General features: G+C 56.4%; 23 protein-coding genes and 1 tRNA gene. 4 read left to right on the top strand and 20 right to left on the bottom strand.

Features of this window, described 5'->3' with window-relative positions:
- Positions 1–44 precede the first annotated feature (44 nt).
- The 9 genes from ompA to xerD form a co-directional block, all read right to left on the bottom strand.
- Positions 45–1,088, bottom strand: a complete 1,044-nt coding sequence (gene ompA, locus ACT3IC_RS13685; protein ID WP_159339828.1) for a porin OmpA — start codon at positions 1,086–1,088, stop codon at positions 45–47.
- Between the two features lie 115 nt (positions 1,089–1,203).
- The gene (locus tag ACT3IC_RS13680) at positions 1,204–1,833 is read right to left on the bottom strand and encodes a helix-turn-helix domain-containing protein (RefSeq protein ID WP_159339829.1); all 630 of its coding nucleotides are present in this window, start codon (positions 1,831–1,833) and stop codon (positions 1,204–1,206) included.
- A 180-nt stretch (positions 1,834–2,013) separates the two neighbouring features.
- Positions 2,014–2,087 (bottom strand) — tRNA-Gly (locus ACT3IC_RS13675).
- 80 nt (positions 2,088–2,167) lie between these two features.
- Positions 2,168–2,905 (bottom strand): amidase activator ActS, encoded by a 738-nt coding sequence (gene actS / locus ACT3IC_RS13670; protein ID WP_103176867.1) that lies wholly within the window; start codon positions 2,903–2,905, stop codon positions 2,168–2,170.
- Between the two features lie 223 nt (positions 2,906–3,128).
- Complete coding sequence (lysS, locus tag ACT3IC_RS13665) at positions 3,129–4,646, bottom strand: lysine--tRNA ligase (protein ID WP_159339830.1); 1,518 nt, start codon at positions 4,644–4,646, stop codon at positions 3,129–3,131.
- Positions 4,647–4,655: 9 nt separating this feature from the next.
- A protein-coding gene (gene prfB, locus ACT3IC_RS13660) for a peptide chain release factor 2 (RefSeq protein WP_103176869.1) occupies positions 4,656–5,754 on the bottom strand; the annotation gives its coding sequence in 2 pieces (ribosomal slippage) (positions 4,656–5,678 and positions 5,680–5,754; 1,098 coding nt in all).
- 90 nt (positions 5,755–5,844) lie between these two features.
- Positions 5,845–7,578, bottom strand: coding sequence for a single-stranded-DNA-specific exonuclease RecJ (recJ, locus tag ACT3IC_RS13655; protein WP_103176870.1), 1,734 nt, complete (start codon positions 7,576–7,578; stop codon positions 5,845–5,847).
- A gap of 5 nt (positions 7,579–7,583) precedes the next feature.
- On the bottom strand, positions 7,584–8,297 hold the full coding sequence (gene dsbC / locus ACT3IC_RS13650; protein WP_473477820.1) for a bifunctional protein-disulfide isomerase/oxidoreductase DsbC: 714 nt from the start codon (positions 8,295–8,297) through the stop codon (positions 7,584–7,586).
- Between the two features lie 21 nt (positions 8,298–8,318).
- Positions 8,319–9,245 (bottom strand): site-specific tyrosine recombinase XerD, encoded by a 927-nt coding sequence (gene xerD, locus ACT3IC_RS13645; RefSeq protein ID WP_409201128.1) that lies wholly within the window; start codon positions 9,243–9,245, stop codon positions 8,319–8,321.
- Positions 9,246–9,315: 70 nt separating this feature from the next.
- On the opposite strand from xerD, the gene fldB reads away from it, so the two are divergent.
- Positions 9,316–9,837, top strand: coding sequence for a flavodoxin FldB (gene fldB, locus ACT3IC_RS13640; RefSeq protein ID WP_103176873.1), 522 nt, complete (start codon positions 9,316–9,318; stop codon positions 9,835–9,837).
- A 4-nt stretch (positions 9,838–9,841) separates the two neighbouring features.
- Here fldB and ACT3IC_RS13635 read toward each other — a convergent pair whose 3' ends face one another.
- Positions 9,842–10,255, bottom strand: coding sequence for a protein YgfX (locus ACT3IC_RS13635; RefSeq protein ID WP_103176874.1), 414 nt, complete (start codon positions 10,253–10,255; stop codon positions 9,842–9,844).
- Entirely contained in the window at positions 10,236–10,502 is a 267-nt protein-coding gene (gene sdhE / locus ACT3IC_RS13630) for an FAD assembly factor SdhE (protein WP_103176875.1), read from the bottom strand. The genes ACT3IC_RS13635 and sdhE overlap by 20 nt, the downstream gene beginning before the upstream one ends.
- Positions 10,503–10,805: 303 nt before the next feature.
- On the opposite strand from sdhE, the gene ygfZ reads away from it, so the two are divergent.
- Positions 10,806–11,786, top strand: a complete 981-nt coding sequence (ygfZ, locus tag ACT3IC_RS13625; RefSeq protein ID WP_473477816.1) for a tRNA-modifying protein YgfZ — start codon at positions 10,806–10,808, stop codon at positions 11,784–11,786.
- Between the two features lie 85 nt (positions 11,787–11,871).
- Here ygfZ and trhA read toward each other — a convergent pair whose 3' ends face one another.
- Together trhA and yqfB are read right to left on the bottom strand one after the other, a co-directional pair.
- Positions 11,872–12,531: a PAQR family membrane homeostasis protein TrhA gene (gene trhA, locus ACT3IC_RS13620; protein WP_103176877.1), complete on the bottom strand. Its 660-nt coding sequence runs from the start codon at positions 12,529–12,531 to the stop codon at positions 11,872–11,874.
- Between the two features lie 165 nt (positions 12,532–12,696).
- Positions 12,697–13,008 (bottom strand): N(4)-acetylcytidine aminohydrolase, encoded by a 312-nt coding sequence (yqfB, locus tag ACT3IC_RS13615; RefSeq protein ID WP_114316856.1) that lies wholly within the window; start codon positions 13,006–13,008, stop codon positions 12,697–12,699.
- A 52-nt stretch (positions 13,009–13,060) separates the two neighbouring features.
- Between yqfB and ACT3IC_RS13610 the strand changes: the two genes are divergently transcribed.
- Both ACT3IC_RS13610 and ACT3IC_RS13605 read left to right on the top strand, forming a co-directional pair.
- Entirely contained in the window at positions 13,061–13,792 is a 732-nt protein-coding gene (locus ACT3IC_RS13610; RefSeq protein ID WP_103176879.1) for a MurR/RpiR family transcriptional regulator, read from the top strand.
- Positions 13,793–13,906: 114 nt separating this feature from the next.
- A complete protein-coding gene (locus tag ACT3IC_RS13605) occupies positions 13,907–15,340 on the top strand; it encodes a 6-phospho-beta-glucosidase (RefSeq protein WP_473477812.1) in 1,434 nt (477 codons plus the stop codon).
- Positions 15,341–15,426: 86 nt separating this feature from the next.
- Here the strand turns inward: ACT3IC_RS13605 and ACT3IC_RS13600 are convergent, their stop codons facing one another.
- The 7 genes from ACT3IC_RS13600 to pepP all read right to left on the bottom strand — a co-directional run bounded on the left by ACT3IC_RS13600 (position 15,427) and on the right by pepP (position 24,927).
- On the bottom strand, positions 15,427–16,170 hold the full coding sequence (locus tag ACT3IC_RS13600) for an SDR family oxidoreductase (protein ID WP_473477809.1): 744 nt from the start codon (positions 16,168–16,170) through the stop codon (positions 15,427–15,429).
- 69 nt (positions 16,171–16,239) lie between these two features.
- Entirely contained in the window at positions 16,240–19,113 is a 2,874-nt protein-coding gene (gene gcvP, locus ACT3IC_RS13595) for an aminomethyl-transferring glycine dehydrogenase (protein ID WP_473477806.1), read from the bottom strand.
- A gap of 174 nt (positions 19,114–19,287) precedes the next feature.
- Positions 19,288–19,677, bottom strand: coding sequence for a glycine cleavage system protein GcvH (gene gcvH / locus ACT3IC_RS13590; RefSeq protein ID WP_039029826.1), 390 nt, complete (start codon positions 19,675–19,677; stop codon positions 19,288–19,290).
- A 23-nt stretch (positions 19,678–19,700) separates the two neighbouring features.
- The gene (gene gcvT, locus ACT3IC_RS13585; RefSeq protein WP_103176882.1) at positions 19,701–20,795 is read right to left on the bottom strand and encodes a glycine cleavage system aminomethyltransferase GcvT; all 1,095 of its coding nucleotides are present in this window, start codon (positions 20,793–20,795) and stop codon (positions 19,701–19,703) included.
- Positions 20,796–21,223: 428 nt separating this feature from the next.
- Positions 21,224–22,426 carry an FAD-dependent 2-octaprenylphenol hydroxylase gene (ubiI, locus tag ACT3IC_RS13580; RefSeq protein WP_103176884.1) on the bottom strand — a complete coding sequence of 401 codons (1,203 nt, stop codon included), beginning with the start codon at positions 22,424–22,426 and terminating at the stop codon, positions 21,224–21,226.
- 12 nt (positions 22,427–22,438) lie between these two features.
- A complete protein-coding gene (ubiH, locus tag ACT3IC_RS13575) occupies positions 22,439–23,617 on the bottom strand; it encodes a 2-octaprenyl-6-methoxyphenyl hydroxylase (RefSeq protein WP_473477802.1) in 1,179 nt (392 codons plus the stop codon).
- Positions 23,614–24,927, bottom strand: a complete 1,314-nt coding sequence (pepP, locus tag ACT3IC_RS13570; RefSeq protein ID WP_103176886.1) for a Xaa-Pro aminopeptidase — start codon at positions 24,925–24,927, stop codon at positions 23,614–23,616. Before pepP ends, ubiH begins: the two co-directional genes overlap by 4 nt.
- Positions 24,928–24,944 lie beyond the last annotated feature (17 nt).

Below are 24,944 nucleotides of genomic sequence, written 5' to 3'. Positions count from 1 at the left end.
AAAAACCCGGCAGGTTAATGCCGGGTTTAAAGCGTTCCAGAATTTTATTTATTGCTGATCTCTACCACCACCCGTCGATCCGGGGATAGACAACCAATCAGCGCGTTGCCGCTCTGACCATTACATTGCGCTCCTGTCACGGACTCACTCGCACCGCGGCCTGCTGTGGTGATGTTTTGCGCCGGAATGCCCAGCGCAACCAGTTCATCAGCTACAGCCTGCGCGCGGCGTTCAGAGAGTTGCAGATTGTAGTCAGGCGTACCGATACGATCGCTGTAGCCGATAACCACTGTCGACTTGTCGTTGGCAGGCTGTAAACCCGGGCTATTATAGAGCTGGCGAATCGCTGCGTGACCTTCGCTGGTAAGGGTTGCAGAGTCATAGTCAAACATCACATCGGATTTCAGGTTAAAACGCTGTGGCGCCGGGGCCGGTTCAACGGTAGCCGCGGGAGTGGCGACAACAGGTGCGTCCTCATGCTGACCAAAACGGTAGCTCAGCCCGGCCGTAACCGAACTGACATCACTGCTTACCCCAATCTGATTGGCGTTGCCAACGTTGCTTACCCATTGATACTCAAGGCGGCCCGCCCAGTTTTTGTTAAAGGCATACTCGGTTCCTACAGCAGCCAGCGGGCGGACTCCGGTTTCAAAGCGATTATGACCGCTTACATCGGATTCAGCCCGGTATCCCATTGCCCCGGCCCGGCCATACAGGTCCCATTTCGGCGTGACGGCATAGCTGGCTTTCAGGGACATCTGGATCCCCTGACTTTTCATCCTGGCGCCAGCGCCGGCGTGATGGCCGTTTAACTGCATATTCCCTAAATAGTCGTAACCACCTTCCACAGCAAGCCAGGAGTTAATCTGGTAACCGGTATAAATACCGCCACTCACATTATCCTGGTCTAAATCAAAATGGTTTGAGCCACTGTTATTATCCAGCGCTTTGCTACCCGTGTTGGTATCGAAATAGTGCGACCAACCTAATTTTCCACCGCTGTACCAGGTTCCGGCATCACCTGCAGCAAAAGCTGCGGTAGCGGTAAAAGCATTTGCGATAATTAACGCAACAATAGTCTTTTTCATAACAATCCCGTTCACACTTACTGTAGATAGATTTCTTTATTAATTTCAGTAGGCAAACGATATAGAAAAAAAGCTGTCAGGTTAATTATCATTCTGTTTAAAATTAAATTTTCAGTTAAAAACTCTCTGGTAAACTCTTTAGTTCCTGAAGATAACCGCCACGTTTAAAGTTGATATATCCCCCTCGTTTCAGGGCAGAAATGACATTTAACACACTGCTGCGGGAAAGCAGCGTTCTGTCCTGAATATAATCGAGGATCGATATACGCATGCGAGTCTGTTCCGGCAGCGTGATCATCTCCAGCAGGTGGTTACGTATCACGGAATAGGTTCGTTGTTGTACCACTAGCGCATCACGATAAAACAGATAAGCAGTATGGTAGGAGAGCACCGCAGCCACATCCTCCCATAACCCTTGTTGGGAAATAAGTTCCGCCGCCCGCCCTGCATCAATCCGTAACAGTGTCGACTCAGCTTCGGTGCGCAGAATATGGCCTTTTGTCGGCTGGATCATCTCCGCAATACCAAAAAGATGCGCTTCGTAAACTGTGACAATCAACAGCCCATCAGAGGCACGCAGGATGGATAACTCTCCCTCGATAAAAAAGTAAAGCTGGGGACGTCCTTTGTATGTCCAGGTCATTCGCTTGCGGGGGATGACCTGGAGTTTATCCGCGATCGGCTCAAGCGCCGCAAGCAGACGCTGCATGGCCCCTTCGGGACGAACGGGTGAAATAAGATGCATAGTATGACCTGATAACGTTGGATAGCAGCCAGAATAGCTCTGCGATTTGCGCAGGTTGGCCTCTACTTCTCTCTTCAGATATAGCAATGAATAAACGGCGGGTAAAATTTAGGTTGTTTATTTTTAAATTTTTGCACGACGGGGACGGATGCTGTGTCGCGCTGTTGCAGAGATAAAAGCTGGAGCGGGCGAAGGGAATCGAACCCTCGTATAGAGCTTGGGAAGCTCTCGTTCTACCATTGAACTACGCCCGCTTTGAGGTGCGTAAGGCATTATAGACCTTACGCCTCTGCTGACAAGAGACCTGCTTGCTAAGTGGCGATAAAATAGTCACTTAGCACTTCGGTTTACCGCCCGGCGCCGGTAAATAGCGGATCGGATCGATAGCCGTCGCCCGATAGCGGATCTGGAAATGCAGCGCCACGGTATTGGAGCCGGTGCTGCCCATAGTCGCAATCTTCTGCCCCGCCTTCACGTTTTGCCCGTTATTCACCAGCATTGTGTCGTTATGGGCATAGGCGGTGATGTAGTCCTCACCGTGCTTAATCATGATCAAATTGCCATAACCCCGCAGCTGATTGCCGACATAGACAACTTTGCCCGCATCGGAAGCATACACCGGTGCGCCTCGGGTGCCGGCGATATCAATGCCTTTGTTTCCCCCTTCTGCGGTAGAGTACGGGATCACCACTTTGCCGCTGGCAGGCCAGACCCAGCAGCGCTGCCCGACAGGCGGCCAGGAAGATTTCGGTACGGTGTAAGATGGGGTGACCGCAGCGGTTTTACCGCGGCTCTTTGACGAAGACTTTCTGGCCGTGCTGCTGGTACCGTTAATCTTCAGCTTTTGCCCCACTTCGATGGTGTAAGGCGGAGAAATATTGTTCAGGCGCGCCAGCTCCTTCACGCTGGTGCCGGTCGCACGCGATATACGGTACAGCGTATCACCGCGTTTAACGGTATACACCGGGCCAGAATCCGATGATTTACTGCCCGCGCATCCCGCCAGCAACAGGGCCAGAATCAGGCAAAACAGAGCAGAAACGGGGTTTTTCGTCGGGCTTCCTGCAAACAAAACAGTTCCTCGGTCAACGTGAATGGCCGCGCTATCATAGCAGCCTCATTACGGATGCCCAAGAGCACCCTGCGCGACAACCAGTGTAGCAGCGATTACGCTCCAGGCCGTGAAGGGCGAAGAAGCCCGGGCTGCAAGAGGCTCACCGCTGCGCTTCGCGACAAACGCCAGGCAATAAAAAAGCCCCGACGCAATATACGCCGGGGCTTTTTCGCAACAGGGATTATTTTACCGGACGCATCGCCGGGAAGAGGATCACGTCGCGGATGGTGTGGCTGTTAGTGAACAGCATAACCATACGGTCGATACCGATACCCAGACCCGCCGTTGGTGGCAGGCCGTGCTCCAGGGCGGTCACGTAGTCTTCGTCGAAGAACATCGCTTCGTCGTCGCCTGCGGCTTTCGCATCAACCTGATCCTGGAAGCGCTGCGCCTGATCTTCTGCATCGTTCAGCTCGCTAAAGCCGTTGCCGATTTCGCGGCCACCGATGAAGAACTCGAAGCGGTCAGTGATTTCCGGATTCACATCGTTACGACGCGCCAGCGGAGAAACTTCAGCCGGGTATTCGGTAATGAAGGTTGGCTGAATCAGGTGCGCTTCGGCCACTTCTTCGAAGATCTCGGTCACGATACGGCCCAGACCCCAGCTCTTCTCAACCTTGATACCGATGCTCTCAGCGATCGCTTTCGCAGAGTCGAAGTTATCCAGATCCGCCATCTCAGTTTCCGGACGGTATTTCTTAATTGCTTCACGCATGGTCAGCTTAGCGAACGGCTTACCGAAGTCGAACACCTCTTCGCCGTACGGCACTTCGGTGGTGCCCAGAACGTCCTGCGCCAGGGTGCGGAACAGGGATTCGGTCAGCTCGATCAGATCTTTGTAATCCGCGTAGGCCATATAGAGTTCCATCATGGTGAACTCTGGGTTATGACGCACGGAGATGCCTTCGTTACGGAAGTTACGGTTGATCTCAAACACGCGGTCGAAACCACCGACCACCAGACGCTTCAGGTACAGTTCCGGCGCGATACGCAGGTACATGTCCAGGTCCAGGGCGTTGTGATGGGTGATGAATGGACGCGCAGACGCGCCGCCCGGGATCACCTGCATCATCGGGGTTTCTACTTCCATAAAGTCGCGGCCCACCATGAACTGGCGGATACCGGCCATGATCTGAGAGCGAATTTTGAAGGTCTTGCGGGATTCATCGTTAGAGATGAGATCCAGGTAGCGCTGACGGTAGCGCGCTTCCTGATCCTGCAGGCCGTGGAATTTGTCCGGCAGCGGACGCAGGGCTTTGGTCAGCAGACGCAGCTCGGTGCAGTGGATAGAGAGTTCACCGGTCTTGGTTTTGAACAGTTTCCCTTTCGCGCCCAGGATATCGCCCAGGTCCCACTTCTTGAACTGCTCGTTGTAGATGCCTTCCGGCAGATCGTCACGGGAGACGTACAGCTGAATACGGCCACCCACGTCCTGCAGCGTAATAAAGGAGGCTTTACCCATGATACGACGGGTCATCATGCGGCCAGCAACGGCCACTTCGATGTTCAGCGCTTCCAGCTCTTCGTTCTCTTTAGCGTCGAAGTCAGCATGCAGTTGGTCTGAGGTACGATCGCGGCGAAAATCGTTCGGGAACGGCACGCCCTGCTCGCGCAGCGCAGCCAGCTTCTCGCGGCGGGTTTTCAGTTCATTATTAAGATCGGCTACCGCGTCAGCGCCCTGTGCTTGTTGTTCAGACATGTTGGTTCCTCATAACCCTGCTTTCAAACTTGCTTCGATAAATTGGTCCAGGCTGCCATCCAGCACCGCCTGCGTGTTACGGGTTTCGACACCGGTACGCAGGTCTTTGATGCGGGAGTCATCAAGGACGTAAGAACGGATCTGGCTGCCCCAGCCGATATCAGACTTGTTATCTTCCATCGCCTGTTTCTCAGCATTTTTCTTTTGCATCTCCAGCTCATAAAGCTTCGCTTTCATCTGCTTCATGGCCTGGTCTTTGTTTTTATGCTGGGAACGGTCGTTCTGGCACTGTGTCACCAGCCCGGTAGGGATGTGGGTAATACGCACCGCAGATTCCGTACGGTTAACGTGCTGACCACCCGCACCGGATGCGCGGTAGACGTCGATACGCAGATCTGCCGGGTTGATTTCGATGTCGATATCTTCGTCCACTTCCGGATAGACAAACGCGGAGCTGAACGAGGTATGGCGGCGACCGCCGGAGTCGAACGGGCTCTTACGCACCAGACGGTGTACGCCGGTTTCAGTACGCAGCCAGCCGTAGGCATAATCGCCAATGATCTTGATGGTGACAGATTTCAGGCCTGCCACTTCGCCTTCAGACTCTTCGATAATCTCAGTCTTGAAGCCGCGGGCTTCAGCCCAACGCAGATACATGCGGGTCAGCATGCTGGCCCAGTCCTGGGCTTCTGTACCGCCGGAACCGGCCTGGATATCAAGGTAGCAGTCGGCGCTGTCGTACTCGCCGGAGAACATACGACGGAATTCCAGCTGTGCCAGCTTCTCTTCCAGCCCGTCGAGCTCTGCGACAGCTTCGTTGAAGGTCTCTTCGTCGTCGGCCTCAACGGCCAGCTCCAGCAGTCCGGAAACATCATCCAGACCCTGCGCCATTTGATCCAGCGTATCTACGATAGCTTCGAGAGAGGAACGCTCTTTACCCAGCGCCTGTGCGCGTTCAGGTTCGTTCCAGACGTCTGGCTGTTCCAGCTCGGCGTTTACTTCTTCAAGACGCTCTTTCTTGGCATCGTAGTCAAAGATACCCCCTAAGAACGTCGGAGCGCTCGGTGAGGTCCTGAATGCGGTTTTTTACCGGATTAATTTCAAACATGGTCTGTTTTCTTTTATGGACGAGTAAAAATGCGGTGTAAGGGCGGAATTGTACCGGATTCACGCCCTTTTTTATAGCGGAATAGTGATGCTAAAGTGGCCAGATATGGTCGATGATGATTTGCAGGCTGCGGTTGCCGCGAAACTCGTTAATATCCAGTTTATAGGCCAGTTCGACTTCGCGTACGCCGTTATCAGGCCAGATTGTGGTGTCCACGTTAAAGGCGATACCGTCCAGCAGCGGACCGCCGCCAACCGGTTCCACCATCACCTTTAGATGCCGTTCCCCCACCAGACGCTGTTGCAGCAGGCGAAAACGCCCGTCAAACAGCGGCTCCGGGAACATCTGCCCCCACGGACCGGCGTCGCGCAGCATCTGCGCCACCTCCATGGTCATATCCGCCGGCGCCAGCGGGCCATCGGTGACCACTTCGCCCTGGAGCAGAGCCGGATCCAGCCAGTCGGTGACCAGCTCGCTGAACAGGCGCTGGAACTGGTCAAATTTCGCCTCTTCCAGCGACAGTCCCGCCGCCATGGCGTGGCCGCCAAATTTAATCATCAGCCCCGGATGCAGCGTATGCAGGCGCTCCAGCGCGTCGCGCATATGCAGCCCCTGAATCGAGCGGCCGGATCCTTTCAGGGTGCCGTCTCCGGCAGGGGCAAAGGCGATCACCGGGCGGTGAAAACGCTCTTTAATGCGCGAGGCGAGGATGCCCACCACCCCCTGATGCCACTCGGGGTGATACATCGCCAGCCCGCCGGGCAGCGAGTCGCCGCTGCGCTCCAGCTTTTCGCAGAGGATCAGGGCTTCGGCCTGCATCCCCTGCTCGATCTCTTTGCGGGTCTGGTTCAGCGCGTCCAGCTCGTTGGCCAGTACGCGCGCCTCGCCGATGTTATCGCACAGCAGCAGCGCTACGCCCACCGACATATCGTCCAGACGTCCGGCAGCGTTCAGACGCGGGCCAAGGGCAAAGCCGAGATCGCTGGCCGCCAGCCGCAGCGGGTCCCGGTTGGAGATCTCCAGCAGCGCCTTGATACCCGGACGGCATTTTCCCGCCCGAATGCGGTTCAAACCCTGCCAGGTCAGAATACGGTTATTGGCATCCAGCGGCACCACGTCCGCTACGGTGCCCAGCGCCACCAGATCGAGGAATTCCGCCAGATTAGGCGGCGCAATACCTTTAGCGTCAAACCACCCTTCATCACGCAGCCGTGTACGCAGCGCCAGCATCAGATAGAAAGCCACCCCCACCCCCGCCAGCGATTTCGACGGGAAGTCGCAGTCGCGCAGGTTGGGGTTAACGATCGCTTCTGCCGCCGGTAAGGTATCCCCAGGCAGATGGTGATCGGTGACCAGCACCGGGATGCCAAATTCATGGGCGCGCTCAACTCCGGAGTGGGAGGAGATCCCGTTGTCCACCGTCAGGATCATCTGCGCGCCGCGGGCGTGAGCCTGATCCACCACTTCCGGACTCAGGCCATAGCCATCCTCAAAGCGGTTCGGCACCAGATATGAGACGTTGTCGCACCCCATCGCCCGCAGGCTGAGCACGCTCAGCGCGGTACTGGTGGCGCCATCGGCGTCAAAATCCCCCACCACAATGATGCGCGTTCCTTCCCGCAGGGCGTTGTACAACAGCTCGGTGGCGCGTTCGACGCCGCTAAGCTGCTGCCAGGAGAGCATACCCTTTACGCTGCGTTCAAGGTCATCTGCATTTCGCACGCCACGGCTGGCATAGAGCCGACGCAACAGCGGAGGGAGCGTCGCGGGTAACGCGGCGCTCTCGTCCACTTCACGACGACGAAGTTGTGTCGAAGATTTCACGCGAATTATTTACCGCCAAACTGTTTCTGGTGCTCATCAAGGAAGGCTTTCATCTCTTTCGGCCCCTGGTAGCCCGGCACAACATAGCCGTTGCTCAGCACGATCGCAGGCGTACCGGTCACACCAAACTGCACGCCCAGCGCGTAGTGATTGGCAATGTCGATATCACAGGAGGCAGGCTTAACGCCTTTACCGCTCATGGCATCATCAAAGGCTTTGTTGCGATCTTTCGCACACCAGATGGCCTTCATGTCCTGCTCAGGCTGGCTCTGCACGCCCGCACGCGGGAAGGCGAGATAACGCACGGTGATCCCCAGCGCGTTGTAATCTTTCATCTCTTCATGCAGCTTGTGGCAGTAGCCGCAGGTGATGTCGGTAAAGACGGTAATGACATGTTTTTCCTGCGTCGCTTTGTAGACGATCATCTCTTTTTCCAGCGCGTTCAGGTTTTTCATCAGCATCTGGTTGGTAACGTTAACCGGCTGCGCGCCGCTCACGTCGTACAGCGGTCCCTGGATAAAGTGCTTACCGTCTTCGGTCACATACAGCACGCCGCTGTTGGTCAGTACCGTTTTCATGCCCGCAACGGGCGCAGGCTGAATTTCGCTACTGGTGACACCAAGCTTCGCCAGAGACTGTTTGATGGCCGCATCGTCAGCATGCGCCAGGCCGGATAATGACGCTGCCAGCAGAGAGAACAGCACTAAAGACTTTTTCATATTGGTTCCTGTTACAAGTCATCACGCACGTGGGTGATGCTGTTGGTGTAGCTGCCGCAGGCGTTCCGTCGCGACATGCGTGTAGATTTGCGTCGTTGACAGGTCACTGTGCCCAAGCAGCATCTGGACCACGCGCAGATCGGCGCCGTGATTCAGAAGATGGGTCGCAAACGCGTGACGCAGAACGTGCGGCGAAAGTTTTTCACTGTCGATACCCGCCAGTGTGGCGTAATGTTTGATGCGATGCCAGAAGGTTTGACGTGTCATTTGCTGCGCGCGCTGGCTGGGAAACAGCACGTCAATGGAGACACCGTTCAGCAACCAGGGGCGGCCATGCTGAAGATAGTTCTCCAGCCAGTAAACCGCCTCTTCACCCAGCGGCACCAGACGCTCTTTATTGCCTTTACCGATCACCCGTACCACGCCCTGGCGCAGACTGATATCGCTCATCGTCAGCCCGACCAGTTCAGACACGCGTAATCCTGTGGCGTAAAGCACTTCGAGCATCGCTTTATCGCGTAACTCCAGCGGTTGGTCAACCACTGGCGACTGTAATAATCTCTCAACTTGCGCTTCGCTGAGATCTTTTGGCAAACGCTGGGGCAGTTTTGGCGACGCCAGTGCCGCACTGGGATCATCAGGGCGTATCTTCTCGCGATAAAGGTGCTGAAACAGACGCCGCATGGCGCTCAGCAGCCGCGCGGAACTGGTGGCTTTATATCCCCCTTCCATCCGCTCGGCAAGCAGCGCCTGCAAATTGTCGCTTTGGGCCGTGGCCAGAGAGAGATCATGATGGTGTAACCATGCCACCAGCATCGCCAGATCGCGTCGGTAGGCGCTGAGGGTGTTCTCGGCAAGATTCTTCTCCAGCCAGAGCGCATCGAGAAACTGTTCGATGAGTGAGAGATCCTTTTCCACGTCCGCCTCTTTCGTTCTGCAATGGGGCATTATGCCTGAATGGGTCTTGTTTCTGGTACACTACTCGCAAAGTCATAGCAAGTATTGAGACATTTTAGCGATGAATATTGGTCTGTTTTATGGTTCCAGCACCTGCTACACCGAGATGGCCGCAGAGAAAATTCGCGACATTATCGGCCCGGAACTGGTCACCCTGCACAATCTCAAAGATGATGCCCCATCGATGATGGAGCAGTACGACGTGCTGATCCTCGGCATCCCGACCTGGGATTTCGGTGAACTGCAGGAAGACTGGGAAGCCATCTGGGATCAGCTCGACTCCCTGGCGCTTGAAGGCAAAATTATCGCGCTTTACGGCATGGGCGATCAGCTGGGCTACGGCGAGTGGTTCCTCGACGCGCTGGGGATGCTGCATGACAAGCTGGCACCGAAAGGGGTCACGTTCATCGGTTACTGGCCGACAGAAGGCTATGAGTTTACCAGCAAGAAACCGATTATCGCCGACGGAGAGCTGTTTGTCGGGCTGGCCCTGGATGAAACCAACCAGTACGACCTCAGTGAAGAGCGCCTGCAGAGCTGGTGCGAGCAAATCCTTGGCGAAATGGCGGAGCAGTTCAGCTAAACCACTACCGCCCCTGCGTCGGCTGGTGCGACATCATCCGACGCAGATCCCGCCACTCCGCTTCATCCATACTGTCTGCCGCCAGCCATAAATGATGGCAGCGTTGACCCGCGCCTTTGCGTAAGCGGAGCATCATGCCGGAGTTCAGCATCCACGGCGTGCCGACAATTTCCCACTCGCTCTCCTGCCAGTGCAGACGGGAATCCATAAACAGTTTGATTTCACCCTGACGGGCGTTAATGCGCCGCTGACTGCGTACGCTATCAAACACCACCAGCGACAGCAGCATCAGCCATAATGGGGTGTAGCTCAGCGGCCACGGCATCAGAAGAATAACAGCCGCGACCAGGCCGTGGAGCAGAAGCGACATCCACTGGGCGCGCCATGAGACGCGTAGATCAGATTGCCACAGGACCACGTTCCTGATTCCGTGTCTGAATTAAAAGCACCATCCGTTGCAGCTCGGCGTCGGCGGGTTTGCCGTGATTCATCAACCAGTTAAATAAATCGGGATCGTCGTTCTCCAGCAGGCGAACGAAGAGATGCTTATCCTCATCGCTCAGGCTGTCATATTCGTATTCGAAGAACGGCATGATGGAGATATCGAGTTCGCGCATGCCGCGACGGCATGCCCAGTGAATGCGGGCTTTGTTATTAATGTCCATGTCTGATTCCTGCATAACGTTGAGTTCAGGCAGTGTTCCGTTCGTATCGGCAGAGAAACGTGCTCAACCGGGAAGAAACGGCTCTTAGTGTAACGTGTTTTTTGCTGTTTCATTACTGGAATATTGTGTTCCAGGAGCAGGCTTCCACAAAAAACCACAATAAATAAGCGTGTTCAGCTGTTTTGCGTAGCGTTACGCAGATTAGGCTAAGGGCACGAATAGCCTGTTGAAACCGCTTGCAATGGCTACAGTCTCTTTTACCATTAGGCATTATCAAAGCGTTAAGCAATTCAGGACATCAATATGGCATTTACACCCTTTTCTCCGCGCCAGCCTGTCGCCTCTGCGCGTCTGCCGCTGACGCTTATGACCCTTGATGACTGGGCGCTGGCAACCCTCGTCGGCGTGGACAGCGAAAAGTACCTGCAGGGCCAGGTGACCGCGGATGTCAGTCAACTGACCGAACACCAGCATCTGCTGGCGGCGCACTGCGATCCGAAAGGCAAGATGTGGAGCAACCTGCGCCTCTTCCGTCGTCAGGATGGTTTTGCCCTGATCGAACGTCGTAGCCTGCGCGACGCCCAGCTCACCGAGCTGAAAAAGTATGCGGTATTCTCTAAAGTGACCATCGCGGCCGATGACGAGCAGGTGCTGCTGGGTGTGGCGGGCTTCCAGGCGCGCGCCGCGCTGAAAAACCTGTTCAGCGAACTGCCTGATGCAGAAAAACAGGTCACCAACGACGGGGCTACCTCGCTGCTGTGGTTTGAACATCCGGCAGAGCGTTTCTTACTGGTAACCGATGTCACTACCGCCGAGCGCGTGACCCAGGCCCTGCGTGGCGAAGCGCAGTTAAATAACAGCCAGCAGTGGCTGTCGCTGGACATTGAAGCGGGCATTCCGGTTATCGATGCCGCCAACAGCGGGCAGTTTATTCCGCAGGCGACCAACCTTCAGGCGCTGGGCGGTATCAGCTTTAAAAAAGGCTGCTATACCGGTCAGGAGATGGTTGCCCGCGCGAAGTTCCGCGGCGCCAACAAACGCGCGCTCTGGTATCTGGCGGGTAAAGCCAGCCGCGTACCGGAAGCCGGTGAAGATCTGGAGCTGAAAATGGGTGATAACTGGCGCCGTACCGGCACCGTACTGGCTGCCGTTCAGCTTGACGATGGCCGCCTGCTGGTTCAGGCCGTGATGAATAATGATATGGAGCCAGACAGCGTGTTCCGCGTCCGTGAGGATGTGAATACGTTAAGCATTGAGCCGCTGCCCTATTCGCTGGAAGAGTGATAGCTGTTGCCCGGTGGCGCTGCGCTTACCGGGCCTACAAAACCCGTAGGCCGGGTAAGGCGAAGCCGCCACCCGGCAATTTTTATTAGACCTGCCCGACGTACAGATAAATCGCCAGGAAATGGCACACGCTGCCGCCCAGTACAAACCCGTGCCAGATAGCGTGGTTATAGGGGATGCGCTTGCAGACGTAAAAAATGACCCCCAGCGAATAGACAATTCCGCCCACCGCCAGCAGTGTCACACCGCCCGCCGCCAGTTTTACCGCCAACTGATAGATCACAATCAGCGACAGCCAGCCCATGGTCAGATAGGTCACCAGCGACAGCACCTTAAAGCGGTGCGCGATGGTGAGCTTAAACAGGATCCCCAGTAGCGCCAGGCTCCAGATAACAATCATCAACCCACGCGCCAGGGGTGAATCCAGCCCGACCAGCAAAAACGGCGTATAGGTTCCGGCAATCAGCAGATAGATCGCGCAGTGGTCAAATTTCTTCAGCCAGATCTTGGCCCGCTGATGGGGAATGGCGTGGTACAAGGTGGAGGCCAAAAACAGCAGGATCATACTCCCGCCGTAGAGGCTGTAGCTGGTGATCGCCAGCGTGCTGGCGTTAGTGTCGACGGCCTGAACCAGCAGCAACACCAGCCCAACGATGCCAAACACCAGGCCAATACCGTGGCTAATGCTGTTGGCTATCTCCTCAGCCAGCGAATATCCCTGTGTGGTTAATGGTTTGCTAACCATAGATAACTCCGGGAAAACAAAAGTGAATAATGTCTCGCTGTCTATGCTAACTGAGAATGATTCCAGTGAACACCTGTTCGCTAAAATAAATATCAGTTTAAAATTTATTTATTACAATCATAAGGTTGAAGGATTATTTCAGCTAACGGTCGTTCACATAAAAACTTAAAGGCATTTAAATTCAATAACATAAAACTGATGCTGGTCCGGGTAAATGTCTGTAATTACCCGCTTCAGTTCGTCCAGGGACATGTTCTCCTGTTGAGCATGTTTTTCACTCAGTGTATCGAGCGTGACCGTCGACGTGCCTGTAACCTCAATGGTGCAAAAGTAGCCGTCATCCTCATAACGCCCCACCCGCAGCACATCGCCCGCTTTGAAATGTGATTCGCTTTCATCGCGGAGAGTAATGGTCTTACGTCCGGCCAGAATGTCATCCTGAAAGCGCTGAAAAAAAGTGATGTCGTTTGGCTGCATGTTATTATTCCCTGAAGATGAAGTCTGATGAGTGAGTTTAGCCCCAGTGAGCATGTTCTCCCATTCCGCCATTGCCAGCCTCAACAACCTGGAGATGATGGTCTACAACACCGTCATTAAAAACCGCGATCGGGTGATGTACATGACCATTCGTGAACTGGCGGATGCGGCGGGGGTGTCTACCACCACCGTGCTGCGCTTTTGCCGCAAGCTGAACTGCGATGGCTATTCGGAATTCCGCGTGCGGTTTAAATTATACCTTGAGCAAAACGAACCGCAGCAGGCTAATTTTGGTGCCAGTGAGATTATCAGTTTTTTCAAAAGCGTAAACAACGACGAATTTGACGCGCTATTAAATAACGCCGTGGATATTATATTATCCTCGGAACGTATTATATTTGTCGGCGCTGGCACCTCAGGTTCGCTGGCAAAATATGGCGCACGGTTCTTTTCCAATATTGGAAAATTCAGCAACCATATCGACGACCCTTATTTCCCGGTCACTAACGATATGGCAAAAAATGCGCTGGCGATTGTGCTCTCGGTCTCGGGCGAAACCGAAGAGATCCTGCGCTTCGCCAGCCAGTTCAGCCTGCATCACTGCAAGGTACTCTCCATTACCAGCCACGAACATTCGCGGCTGGCGAAACTGGCGGACTTTAACCTCTCATGGCATGTTCCGCAAACGCGTATCGCAGGCGTCTACGATATTACCACGCAGATTCCGGTTATTTATATTCTTGAATCGCTGGGGCGTAAACTGGCGAAGAAATTAACGGAATAAAACACCCTGTTTTTTCGGTGTAACATATTACAACTCTCACGAATTGTTATATCGTGACATTTTATTCCCCTTTGTTAGACTCAAAAACAATAGCAATAAATGAGATTAGCAAAGATGAAAAAACTCACCTTACCAAAAGACTTTTTATGGGGCGGCGCGGTTGCGGCGCATCAGGTTGAAGGCGGCTGGAACAAAGGCGGCAAAGGCCCGAGCATTTGTGACGTGCTGACCGGCGGCGCGCATGGCGTACCGCGTGAAATCACCCAGAAGGTGGTTGACGGCAAATACTACCCTAACCACGAGGCCATCGACTTCCACGGTCACTATAGAGAAGACATCAAGCTGTTTGCCGAGATGGGTTTCAAATGCTTCCGTACCTCCATCGCCTGGACCCGTATCTTTCCGAAAGGTGACGAAACCCAGCCCAACGAAGAGGGGCTGAAGTTCTACGACGACATGTTCGATGAGCTGCTGAAATACAACATCGAGCCGGTCATCACCCTCTCCCACTTCGAAATGCCACTGCACCTGGTGCAGGAGTACGGCGGCTGGACCAACCGTAAGGTGGTCGATTTCTTCGTCAACTTCGCCGAAGTGGTCTTTGAGCGCTACAAGAGCAAGGTCAAATACTGGATGACCTTCAACGAAATCAACAACCAGCGTAACTGGCGCGCGCCGCTGTTCGGCTACTGCTGCTCCGGGGTGGTCTATACCGAGCATCAGAACCCGGAAGAGACCATGTACCAGGTGCTGCATCACCAGTTCGTGGCCAGCGCCCTGGCGGTGAAAGCTGCCCGTCGTATCAACCCGGAGATGAAAGTCGGCTGCATGCTGGCAATGGTCGCGCTCTATCCTTACTCCTGCAAACCAGAAGATGTGATGTTTGCTCAGGAATCGATGCGTGAACGCTATGTCTTTACCGACGTGCAGTTGCGGGGTTACTACCCGTCCTACGTGCTGAACGAGTGGGAGCGCCGCGGTTTCACCATTAATATGGAAGCGGGCGATGAACAGATCCTGCGTGAAGGCACCTGCGACTATCTGGGCTTCAGCTACTACATGACCAACGCGGTGAAAGCGGAAGGCGGCACCGGCGATGCGATCTCCGGCTTTGAAGGCAGCGTGCCGAACCCGCACGTGAAAGCGTCTGACTGGGGCTGGCAGATTGACCCGGTGGGCCTGCGTTACTCCCTGTGCGAACTCTATGAGCGTTATCAGAAGCCGCTGTTTATCGTGGAAAACGGCTTTGGCGCGTACGACAAAGTGGAAGAGGACGGCAGCATCAATGATGACTACCGCATCGACTATCTGCGCGCGCACGTGGAAGAGATGATGAAAGCGGTCACTTACGATGGTGTGGATCTGATGGGCTACACCCCGTGGGGCTGCATCGACTGCGTGTCGTTCACCACCGGCCAGTACAGCAAACGTTACGGCTTTATCTATGTGAACAAGCACGACGACGGCACCGGCGACATGTCCCGTTCGCGTAAGAAGAGCTTTGAGTGGTACAAAAAAGTGATCGCCAGCAACGGCGAGACGCTTTAATCCGGCATTGCCGGGCGGCGCTGCGCTTGCACCGGCCTGCGATCGATCCCCTCTCCCCTATGGGGAGAGGGTTAGGGTGAGGGGCCTTACTTCCCGCCCGCTAACTCAATAAAACTGCCCGTCACGTACGAGGCTTTCTCGCTCAGCAGCCAGACAATCGCCTGCGCCACCTCTTCCGGCTGGCCGCCGCGCTGCATCGGCAGCATCGACTTCACCCGATCCACCCGCCCCGGTTCACCGCCGGAGGCATGAATGTCGGTGTAAATCAGCCCCGGACGCACGCAGTTCACCCGGATGCCCTGGGCCGCCACTTCCAGCGATAGCCCGGTCGTCAGGGAGTCCACCGCCCCTTTCGATGCCGCGTAATCCACATACTCCCCCGGCGCGCCGAGTCGTGAGGCTGCTGAAGAGACATTCACGATCGCCCCGCCTTTACCGCCATGTTTCAGCGACATGCGTTTCACCGCTTCGCGGCAGCAGAGGAAATACCCGGTCACGTTGGTGGCCAGCACGCGGTTAATCCGCTCGGCGGAGAGGTTCTCAATGGTGCTCTGCTCGAAGAGAATCCCGGCGTTGTTGACCAGCGCGGCGAGGGGCTCCCCTTCGCGATCGAGGCTGTCGAACATCGCTATAACCTGCGCTTCGTCGCTGATATCCGCGCGCAGGGCAAAGGCTCTCCCGCCCTCTTCTGTAATCTGATTGATCACGTCGGTGGCGGCGCTGATGTTGTGGTGATAATTCACCGCCACGTTATAACCCACACGCGCCAGCTCAAGCGCCGTCGCTTTGCCAATCCCACGGCTGGCGCCGGTGACTAATGCGATTGCCATCTACAACCTCCGGATAAAAAAAAGCCGGGTGGCGCTGACGCTTACCCGGCCTACAGTATGACAGAAAGATTACTGGTATTCGCTCATCGGCACGCAGGAGCAGAACAGGTTACGGTCGCCGTAAACGTCATCAAGACGCTTCACGGTCGGCCAGTACTTGTTGGCTACGCCTGCCGGGAAGACCGCCAGTTCGCGGGTGTAACCGTGGTTCCACTCCGCTACCAGTTCGTTCTGGGTGTGCGGCGCGTTAACCAGCGGGTTATCTTCCAGGGTCCACTCCCCGGCCTTCACGCGGTCGATTTCGCTGCGGATCGCCAGCATCGCATCGATAAAGCGGTCCAGCTCAACTTTGCTTTCGGACTCGGTTGGTTCAACCATCAGCGTACCCGCAACCGGGAACGACATGGTCGGGGCGTGGAAGCCGTAGTCGATCAGACGCTTGGCGATATCCAGCTCGCTGATACCGGTCTCTTCTTTCAGAGGACGAATATCAAGGATGCACTCGTGCGCCACGCGACCATCACGGCCGGTGTAGAGCACCGGATAGGCATCTTTCAGACGCGTCGCGATGTAGTTGGCATTCAGGATCGCCACCTGGCTGGCCTGCTTCAGCCCTTCTGCGCCCATCATGCGGATATACATCCAGCTGATTGGCAGAATAGAGGCGCTGCCGAACGGTGCCGCAGAGACCGCGCCCTGACGGGTGAGCATGCCTTCGATCTGCACCACGCTGTGGCCCGGAACAAACGGTGCCAGGTGCGCTTTCACACCGATCGGGCCCATGCCCGGGCCGCCGCCGCCGTGCGGAATGCAGAAGGTTTTGTGCAGGTTCAGGTGCGACACGTCCGCGCCGATAAAGCCTGGCGTGGTGATCCCCACCTGGGCGTTCATGTTGGCGCCATCGAGGTAAACCTGGCCGCCATACTGGTGCACAATTTCGCACACTTCGCGGATGGTCTCTTCATACACGCCGTGAGTGGACGGATAGGTGACCATGATGCAGGAGAGCTTATCGCCGGTCTGTTCCGCTTTCGCACGCAGATCGGCCAGGTCGATGTTGCCGTTTTTATCGCAGGCCACTACCACCACTTCCATCCCTGCCATCTGGGCCGATGCCGGGTTGGTGCCGTGGGCGGAGCTTGGGATCAGGCAGATATCACGATGCCCTTCGTTACGGCTCTCGTGGTAATGGCGGATCGCCAGCAGTCCTGCGTATTCACCCTGGGCGCCGGAGTTTGGCTGCATGCAGAGTGCGTCGTAGCCGGTCAGTTTCACCAGCCAGTCGGAGAGCTGGTTGATCATCTGGTGATACCCTTCCGCCTGATCGGCCGGGCAGAATGGGTGCAGTTCAGCGAATTCCGGCCAGGTGATTGGGATCATCTCGGCGGCGGCGTTCAGCTTCATGGTGCAGGAGCCCAGCGGGATCATCGCCTGATTCAGGGCCAGATCTTTGCGCTCCAGAGAGTGCATATAGCGCATCATCTCGGTTTCGCTGTGATAGCGGTTAAAGACCGGATGCGTCAGGATCGCGTCATCGCGCAGCATGCTCGCCTGAATGGAGCAACTGTCGTGCGCCACCTCTTTATCGAGCGTGTCCACATCCAGACCGTGGTCTTCACCCAGCAGGACGTTGAAGAGCACCTGCAGATCGTCACGGGTGGTGGTCTCATCCAGGGTGATGCTGACCGCATTCAGGATGTCACTGCGCAGGTTAATTTCTGCCGCCTCAGCGCGTGCCAGCACGGTCGCTTTGTCGGCCACGTCAACGCACAGGGTGTCGAAGAAGTGGGCGTGACGCAGTTTTTGACCTTTCTGCTGCAGGCCACAGGCGAGAATATCGGCCAGGCGATGAATGCGGCTGGCGATACGCTTCAGGCCAACCGGGCCATGGAAGACCGCATAAAGGCTGGCGATGTTGGCCAGCAGTACCTGAGAGGTACAGATGTTGGAGTTCGCTTTCTCACGGCGGATATGCTGCTCGCGAGTCTGCATCGCCATTCGCAGGGCGGTATTGCCGGCGGCATCTTTCGATACGCCAATAATACGGCCTGGCATGGAGCGTTTGAATTCATCTTTGGCGGCGAAGAAGGCCGCGTGTGGACCGCCGTAGCCCATCGGTACGCCGAAGCGCTGCGCGGAGCCGAAGACGATGTCTGCGCCCTGTTTACCCGGGGCGGTTAACAGCACCAGCGCCATAAAATCGGCAGCCACGCTGACGACAATTTTACGCCCTTTCAGCTCGGCAATCAGTTTGGCGTAATCGTGCACTTCACCGGTGGTGCCCACCTGCTGCAACAGCACGCCGAACACATCCTGGTGATCCAGCACTTTATCGGCATCATCAACAATCACTTCAAAGCCAAAGGTCTCAGCACGGGTACGTACCACGTCGAGGGTTTGCGGATGCACGTCGGCTGCGACGAAGAAGCGGTTTGCGCCCTTCAGTTTGCTGACGCGTTTTGCCATCGCCATCGCTTCTGCGGCGGCAGTGGCTTCATCCAGCAGCGAGGCGGAGGCGATATCCAGACCGGTCAGATCCAGCGTCACCTGCTGGAAGTTTAGCAGCGCTTCCAGACGGCCCTGAGAGACTTCCGGCTGATAAGGGGTGTACGCGGTGTACCAGCCCGGGTTTTCCAGCATGTTACGCAGGATCACCGGCGGTAACTGCACGTTGGTGTAACCCATGCCAATGTAAGACTTAAAGCGCTTGTTCAGGCTGGCAATGCCCTTCAGTTCCGCCAGGGCGGCATATTCAGTGGTCGATTCCCCCACCTGCGGCGGCGTGTCGAGCTGAATATCCTTTGGCACAATCTGGCCGATCAAGGCGTTGAGCGAATCCGCGCCAACCGTCTTCAGCATCTCCTGCTGTTGCTGAGCATCCGGCCCAATGTGACGTTCGATGAAGGCGCCACGGTTTTCAAGCTGGCTTAAAGTCTGTGTCATGAGCGATGGTTCCTGAAACGTGCAGTGAATCGTATTTGGAATTTAACTGAATACGCTAAATCATTCGCGTTGCAGGAAGGCGGCGACGCAGCGAATCCCCGGGAGCTTACTCAGGTAAGTGACCGGGGTGAGCGAGGAAGCCAACGCGCCTGCAACGTGAAGGATGACGCGTATTTATTCGTCTTCGAGTAGAGCTTCGTACGCGGTGGCATCCAGCAGGGCGGCAACTTCCGCTTCATCGCTGGCTTTGATTTTGAAGATCCAGCCTTCGCCGTAAGGCTCGCTGTTGACCAGCTCCGGGGAGTCGCTCAGGGCGTCGTTAACCGCCACGATTTCGCCGCCGACCGGGGCATAGATGTCTGAAGCCGCTTTTACCGATTCCGCCACCGCACAGTCGTCGCCCGCGGTCACGGTCGCGCCCACTTCCGGCAGATCCACAAAGACCATGTCACCTAACAGCTCCTGAGCATGTTCGGTGATCCCAACGGTATAGGTGCCGTCGGCTTCTTTGCGCAGCCACTCGTGTTCTTTGCTGTATTTCAGTTCTGCTGGCACATTGCTCATTGAATTTCTCCTGATAAAAATAATTAGGCGACCGGTTTACCGGCGCGAACAAAAATTGGTTTGGTCACGCGGACCGGCATTTCGCGGTTGCGGATCTGCACCACGGCCGTCTCGCCAATGCCCGCCGGCACACGCGCCAGCGCAATACTGTAACCCAGCGTTGGGGAGAAGGTGCCGCTGGTGATAATGCCTTCGCAGTGGTTGCCATTGGCATCGGTGAAACGTACCGGCAGTTCACCGCGCAGGACGCCTTTCTCGGTCATCACCAGCCCAACCAGCTGTTCGGTGCCCTTCTCACGCTGCTGTTCCAGCACTTCACGACCGATAAAGTCGCGATCGGCCGGTTCCCAGGCTATGGTCCAGCCCATGTTGGCCGCCAGTGGAGAGACCCCTTCGTCCATCTCCTGGCCATATAAATTCATACCAGCTTCCAGACGCAGCGTATCGCGCGCGCCCAGACCCGCCGGCTTAACGCCCGCTTCCACCAGCGCACGCCAGAAATCGGCCGCTTTTTCGTTCGGCATGGCAATTTCATAGCCCGCTTCACCGGTGTAGCCGGTGGTCGCCACAAAGAGATCGCCCGCCTGCACGCCAAAGAACGGCTTCATGCCTTCGGTGGCTTTACGCTGTTCTTCGTTAAACAGGGAGGCGGCTTTCGCCTGGGCATTTGGCCCCTGCACCGCAATCAGCGACAGGTCGTCACGCACGGTGATGTCGATGCCGTAAGGTTCAGCGTGTTGGGTGATCCAGGAGAGGTCTTTTTCGCGGGTGGCGGAGTTTACAACGAGGCGGAAGAAATCTTCAGAGAGGTAATAGACAATCAGGTCGTCAATAACGCCGCCGGAGGCATTCAGCATGCCGCTATAGAGCGCTTTACCCGGCGTCTTCAGTTTGGCGACGTCGTTTGCCAGCAGATAGCGTAAAAACTCCCGGGTGCGGCTGCCGTGCAGATCGACAATGGTCATGTGAGAGACGTCGAACATACCGGCATCGGTGCGCACCGCATGATGCTCATCAATCTGCGAACCATAATGCAGCGGCATCATCCAGCCATGGAAATCGACCATGCGTGCACCGCATAAGGTGTGTTGTTCATACAAAGGCGTCTGTTGAGCCATCTTATCCTCGTTGAATGAGCTGGGCTGTCTTGCGTTTCATGGCGAAAAATTCACCACGAAACCCGGCATCGGCATCGCTCCCGGACACCGACGCAAACGTTCTCTTTCCTCAGAACTTACCACCGAAAACGGTGGTTAACCATAAGGCAAAATGGGTCATCACATTAGCTTATGGTCAAAAAAGCCAGCAAAGCGTACAGAGTTATTCACTATAAAAATGCGAATCGTTCCGCACAAAAGCAAAGTTGATAAGATGGGATTTAGCACAGGCTGATATTTACTGCGGAAAAATGCGCGAAATTTCCGTAACATAAAAATAGCCAGATTAGTTAATCTAATGCGAAAAAGGCGGTGAAATTAGATTATTTCAAACGAGGGAGATCCCCCGGTCTGCAGGCCGGGAGAATAAAGTGTGATGGAGTTCTAAATTAGCGTAGCCAGTCCGGCAGGTCGTTAAGTCCCATCGCCTGACGCAGAAGTTGTGGTTTAACGCCCGGGAGGGTGTCAGCCAGTTTCAGACCGAGATCGCGCAGCAGTTTTTTCGCCGGATTGGCACCGGCAAAGAGTTCGCGGAAGCCCTGCATCCCCGCCAGCATCATTGCCGCGCTGTGCTTACGGCTACGCTCGTACCGGCGCAGGTAAATATGCTGACCAATATCTTTGCCCTCACGATGGAGGCGGCGCAGTTCATTCACCAGCTCGGCGGCATCCATAAAGCCCAGGTTTACCCCCTGCCCGGCCAGCGGATGAATGGTGTGCGCCGCGTCGCCCACCAGCGCCAGGCGATGCGCCGCGAACTGGCGCGCATAGCGACCGGTTAACGGGAATACCTGACGCTCGCTTTCGACAGTGCAGAGCCCCAGCCGGTTATCAAAGGCCACGCACAGGGCCTGATTAAACGCTTCGGCTGATGCCTCCTGCATCTGCTGCGCCTTCTCAGGGGAAAGCGACCAGACGATGGAGCAGAGATGCGGATCGCTGAGCGGCAAAAAGGCCAGAATGCCGTCGTTATGGAAGATCTGCCGGGCCACCGCCTGGTGCGGTTCCGCGGTGCGAATAGTGGCGACCAGGGCATGATGGCGGTAGTCCCAGTACGTCAGGGGAATGTCGGCTTTGTTGCGCAACCAGGAGTTGGCACCATCGGCCCCGACCACCAGACGCGCAGTCAGCATGTCGCCGCTTTGCAGGGTAATAAAGGCATCGTTTTCACCCCAGGCCACCTGCTGCAGTTGTGCCGGGGCAATCAGCGTAACGTCGCTGCACTGCTGCGCTTTCTGCCACAAGGCATGATGGATCACCGCGTTTTCGATGATATGGCCGAGATGGCTGTAGCCCATGCTCTCATCATCAAAGGCGATATGCCCGAAGCTGTCTTTATCCCACACTTCCATGCCGTGATAGCAGCTGGCGCGCTGGGCGATAATCTCTGACCAGACGCCAACGCGGGTCAGCAGCTTTTCACTGGCGGCGTTGATCGCCGAAACGCGTAGCTCAGGCGGCGCATCGGGAGCGACAGGCTGCGGCTGTTTCTGTTCCAGCACCGCCACGCGCAGACCGCTCCCCTGCAGACCGCAGGCCAGCGCCAGTCCTACCATTCCGCCACCGACAATGGCGACATCAACATTCTGCACTTTGTTTACTCCTTAGCGAGCGACCCAACCAAGCGTCCTCTGTGCCAGCACATCGCGTGCCGGAATGAATAGTTCCATCGCCATTAACCCGGCGTTACGCCCCACGACCAGCGGCGCCCAGCGATTGGCAAACAGATGCACCAGCCCGTCGGTTACGCCGATCGTCGCCGCTTTATCTGCCTGGCGACGCTTCTGGTAGTGGCATAACACCGGATATGCCCCGCAATCCTGCTGTTGCGCAAATGCCTCGGCCAGGGTTTCGGCAAGGGTCATGACATCGCGCAGCCCGAGGTTAAAGCCCTGTCCGGCGATGGGATGTAATGTCTGTGCTGCATTGCCCACCAGCGCGACGCGATGGGAGACAGATTGCGACGCCGTAGTTAAGGCCAGGGGATAGAACGAACGCTTGCCCGCATGGGTGATCCGCCCCAGCCGCCAGCCAAAGGCTTTTTGCAGTTCGGTGCAGAAGCGTTCATCAGACCAGCTCTGCACATCGTCCGCACTCTCCAGCGGATGGCACCAGACCAGCGAGCAGCGCCCCTGCGACATCGGCAACATGGCCAGCGGGCCATGTTGGGTAAAACGTTCAAAAGCGCGACCACGATGTGGCTCGGCGGTGGCGACGTTGGCAATCACCGCCAGCTGATGATAGGGCTGCTGTTGCCACTGGATCCCGCACTGCTGGCCGAGCGCCGAACGGGAGCCGTCGGCAGCCACCAGCAGTTGTCCGTCAAGGGTGGTGCCGTCATCGAGGGTGACGCTCACCGCCGCTTCGCTGCGGGTAAAATGCTCCACGCGCGCCGGGCAATGCAGCGTCACGCCAGGGGCCTCCTTTAGCAGACGGAACAGGCGCAGACCCACGTCGTGCAGTTCAACCACCTGCCCCAGCGCATCAATGCGGTAATCCTGCGCCTCAAGGGTGACAAACCCGGCGTGGCCCCGGTCGCTGACATGAACGGTTTCGATGTCCGTGGCACAATCGGCAATCGCCTGCCAGATGCCGCTACGCGCGAGCTGCTGGCAGGTGCCCTGCGCCAGGGCGATAGCGCGTCCGTCAAAACCCGGATGGCCCGTTGACTGCGGGGCAACGGCTTCGATCAGATGGATCGGCAGCTTACCCTGGGTCAGGGAAGAGAGGGTCAGCGCCAGCGTTGCCCCCGTCATGCCTCCGCCAACGATGATGATGCTCATGCGCGCGCCGCCGCCATCAGCGCCTCGATCTCATCGGCATTTTTCACCACCGACGCGGTGAGGTTTTCGTTGCCGGTTTCGGTGATAACGATGTCGTCTTCGATGCGAATGCCGATACCGCGATACTCCGCAGGCACATCGGCATCCGGTGCGATATAGAGCCCCGGCTCAACGGTCAGCACCATGCCAGGCTCCAGCACGCGCGAACGCTCCGGGCCATACGCTCCCACATCATGCACATCCAGCCCCAGCCAGTGGCTCAGGCCATGCATAAAGAAGGGACGGTGCGCACTCTCAGCAACCAGCTGATCGACATCGCCCTGCAGGATACCCAGATCCACCAGCCCGCTGACCATGATGCGCACCACTTCACCGGTCACTTCCTGAATGGAGGTGCCAGGGCGGAACAGCATCAGCGCCGTATCCAGCGAGTGCAGAACAATGTCGTAAATCGCGCGCTGGGCTGGGGTAAATTTACCGTTCACCGGGAAGGTGCGGGTGATATCCCCGGCATAGCCTTTAAATTCACATCCGGCATCAATCAGCACCAGATCGCCATCCCGCAGTTCGGACTCGTTTTCGGTGTAGTGAAGAATGCAGCCATTTTCACCGCCGCCCACAATGGTGTTGTAGGCCGGATAGCGCGCGCCGTGGCGGGAAAATTCATGATGAATTTCCCCTTCAAGCTGATATTCGAACATTCCCGGACGACACTTTTCCATCGCCCGGGTATGAGCCAGCGCGCTGATTTCACCCGCGCGACGCATTACCTCCAGCTCTTCAGCCGATTTAAACAGGCGCAGTTCATGCACAACGGGACGCCAGTCGGTGATCGTTGCGGGCGCTTTCAGATTTTGCCGGGCGCCTTTGCGCAGCTTATCCAGCGCGGCAAAGAGAATCTCGTCGGCATACGCGTATTCGCCCTGGGCGTGGTAAACCACATCCAGGCCATTGAGCAGCTGGTAGAGCTGATCGTTGATTTCGCTGAACGCCAGGGCGCGATCCACGCCCAGCTTTTCCGGCGCGGCCTGCTGTCCCAGCCGACGGCCAAACCAAATTTCGGCGGTGAGATCCCGAACGCGGTTAAACAGCACGCTGTGGTTGTGGGTGTCATCACTTTTAATCAGCACCAGTACCGACTCCGGCTCGTTGAAGCCGGTGAAGTACCAGAAATCACTGCTCTGGCGATACGGATACTCGCTATCGTTACTGCGCGTGGCCTCCGGTGCGGCAAATATCAGCGCGGCGCTTCCCGGCTGCATCGTAGCCAGCAGCGCCTGACGGCGACGAAGGTACTCTTGCTGAGTCATGACACCCTCCAGTAGTT

Source organism: Leclercia sp. GHBNCSD, from assembly GCF_055805075.1.
This window is presented reverse-complemented; position numbering and strand designations above follow the sequence as displayed.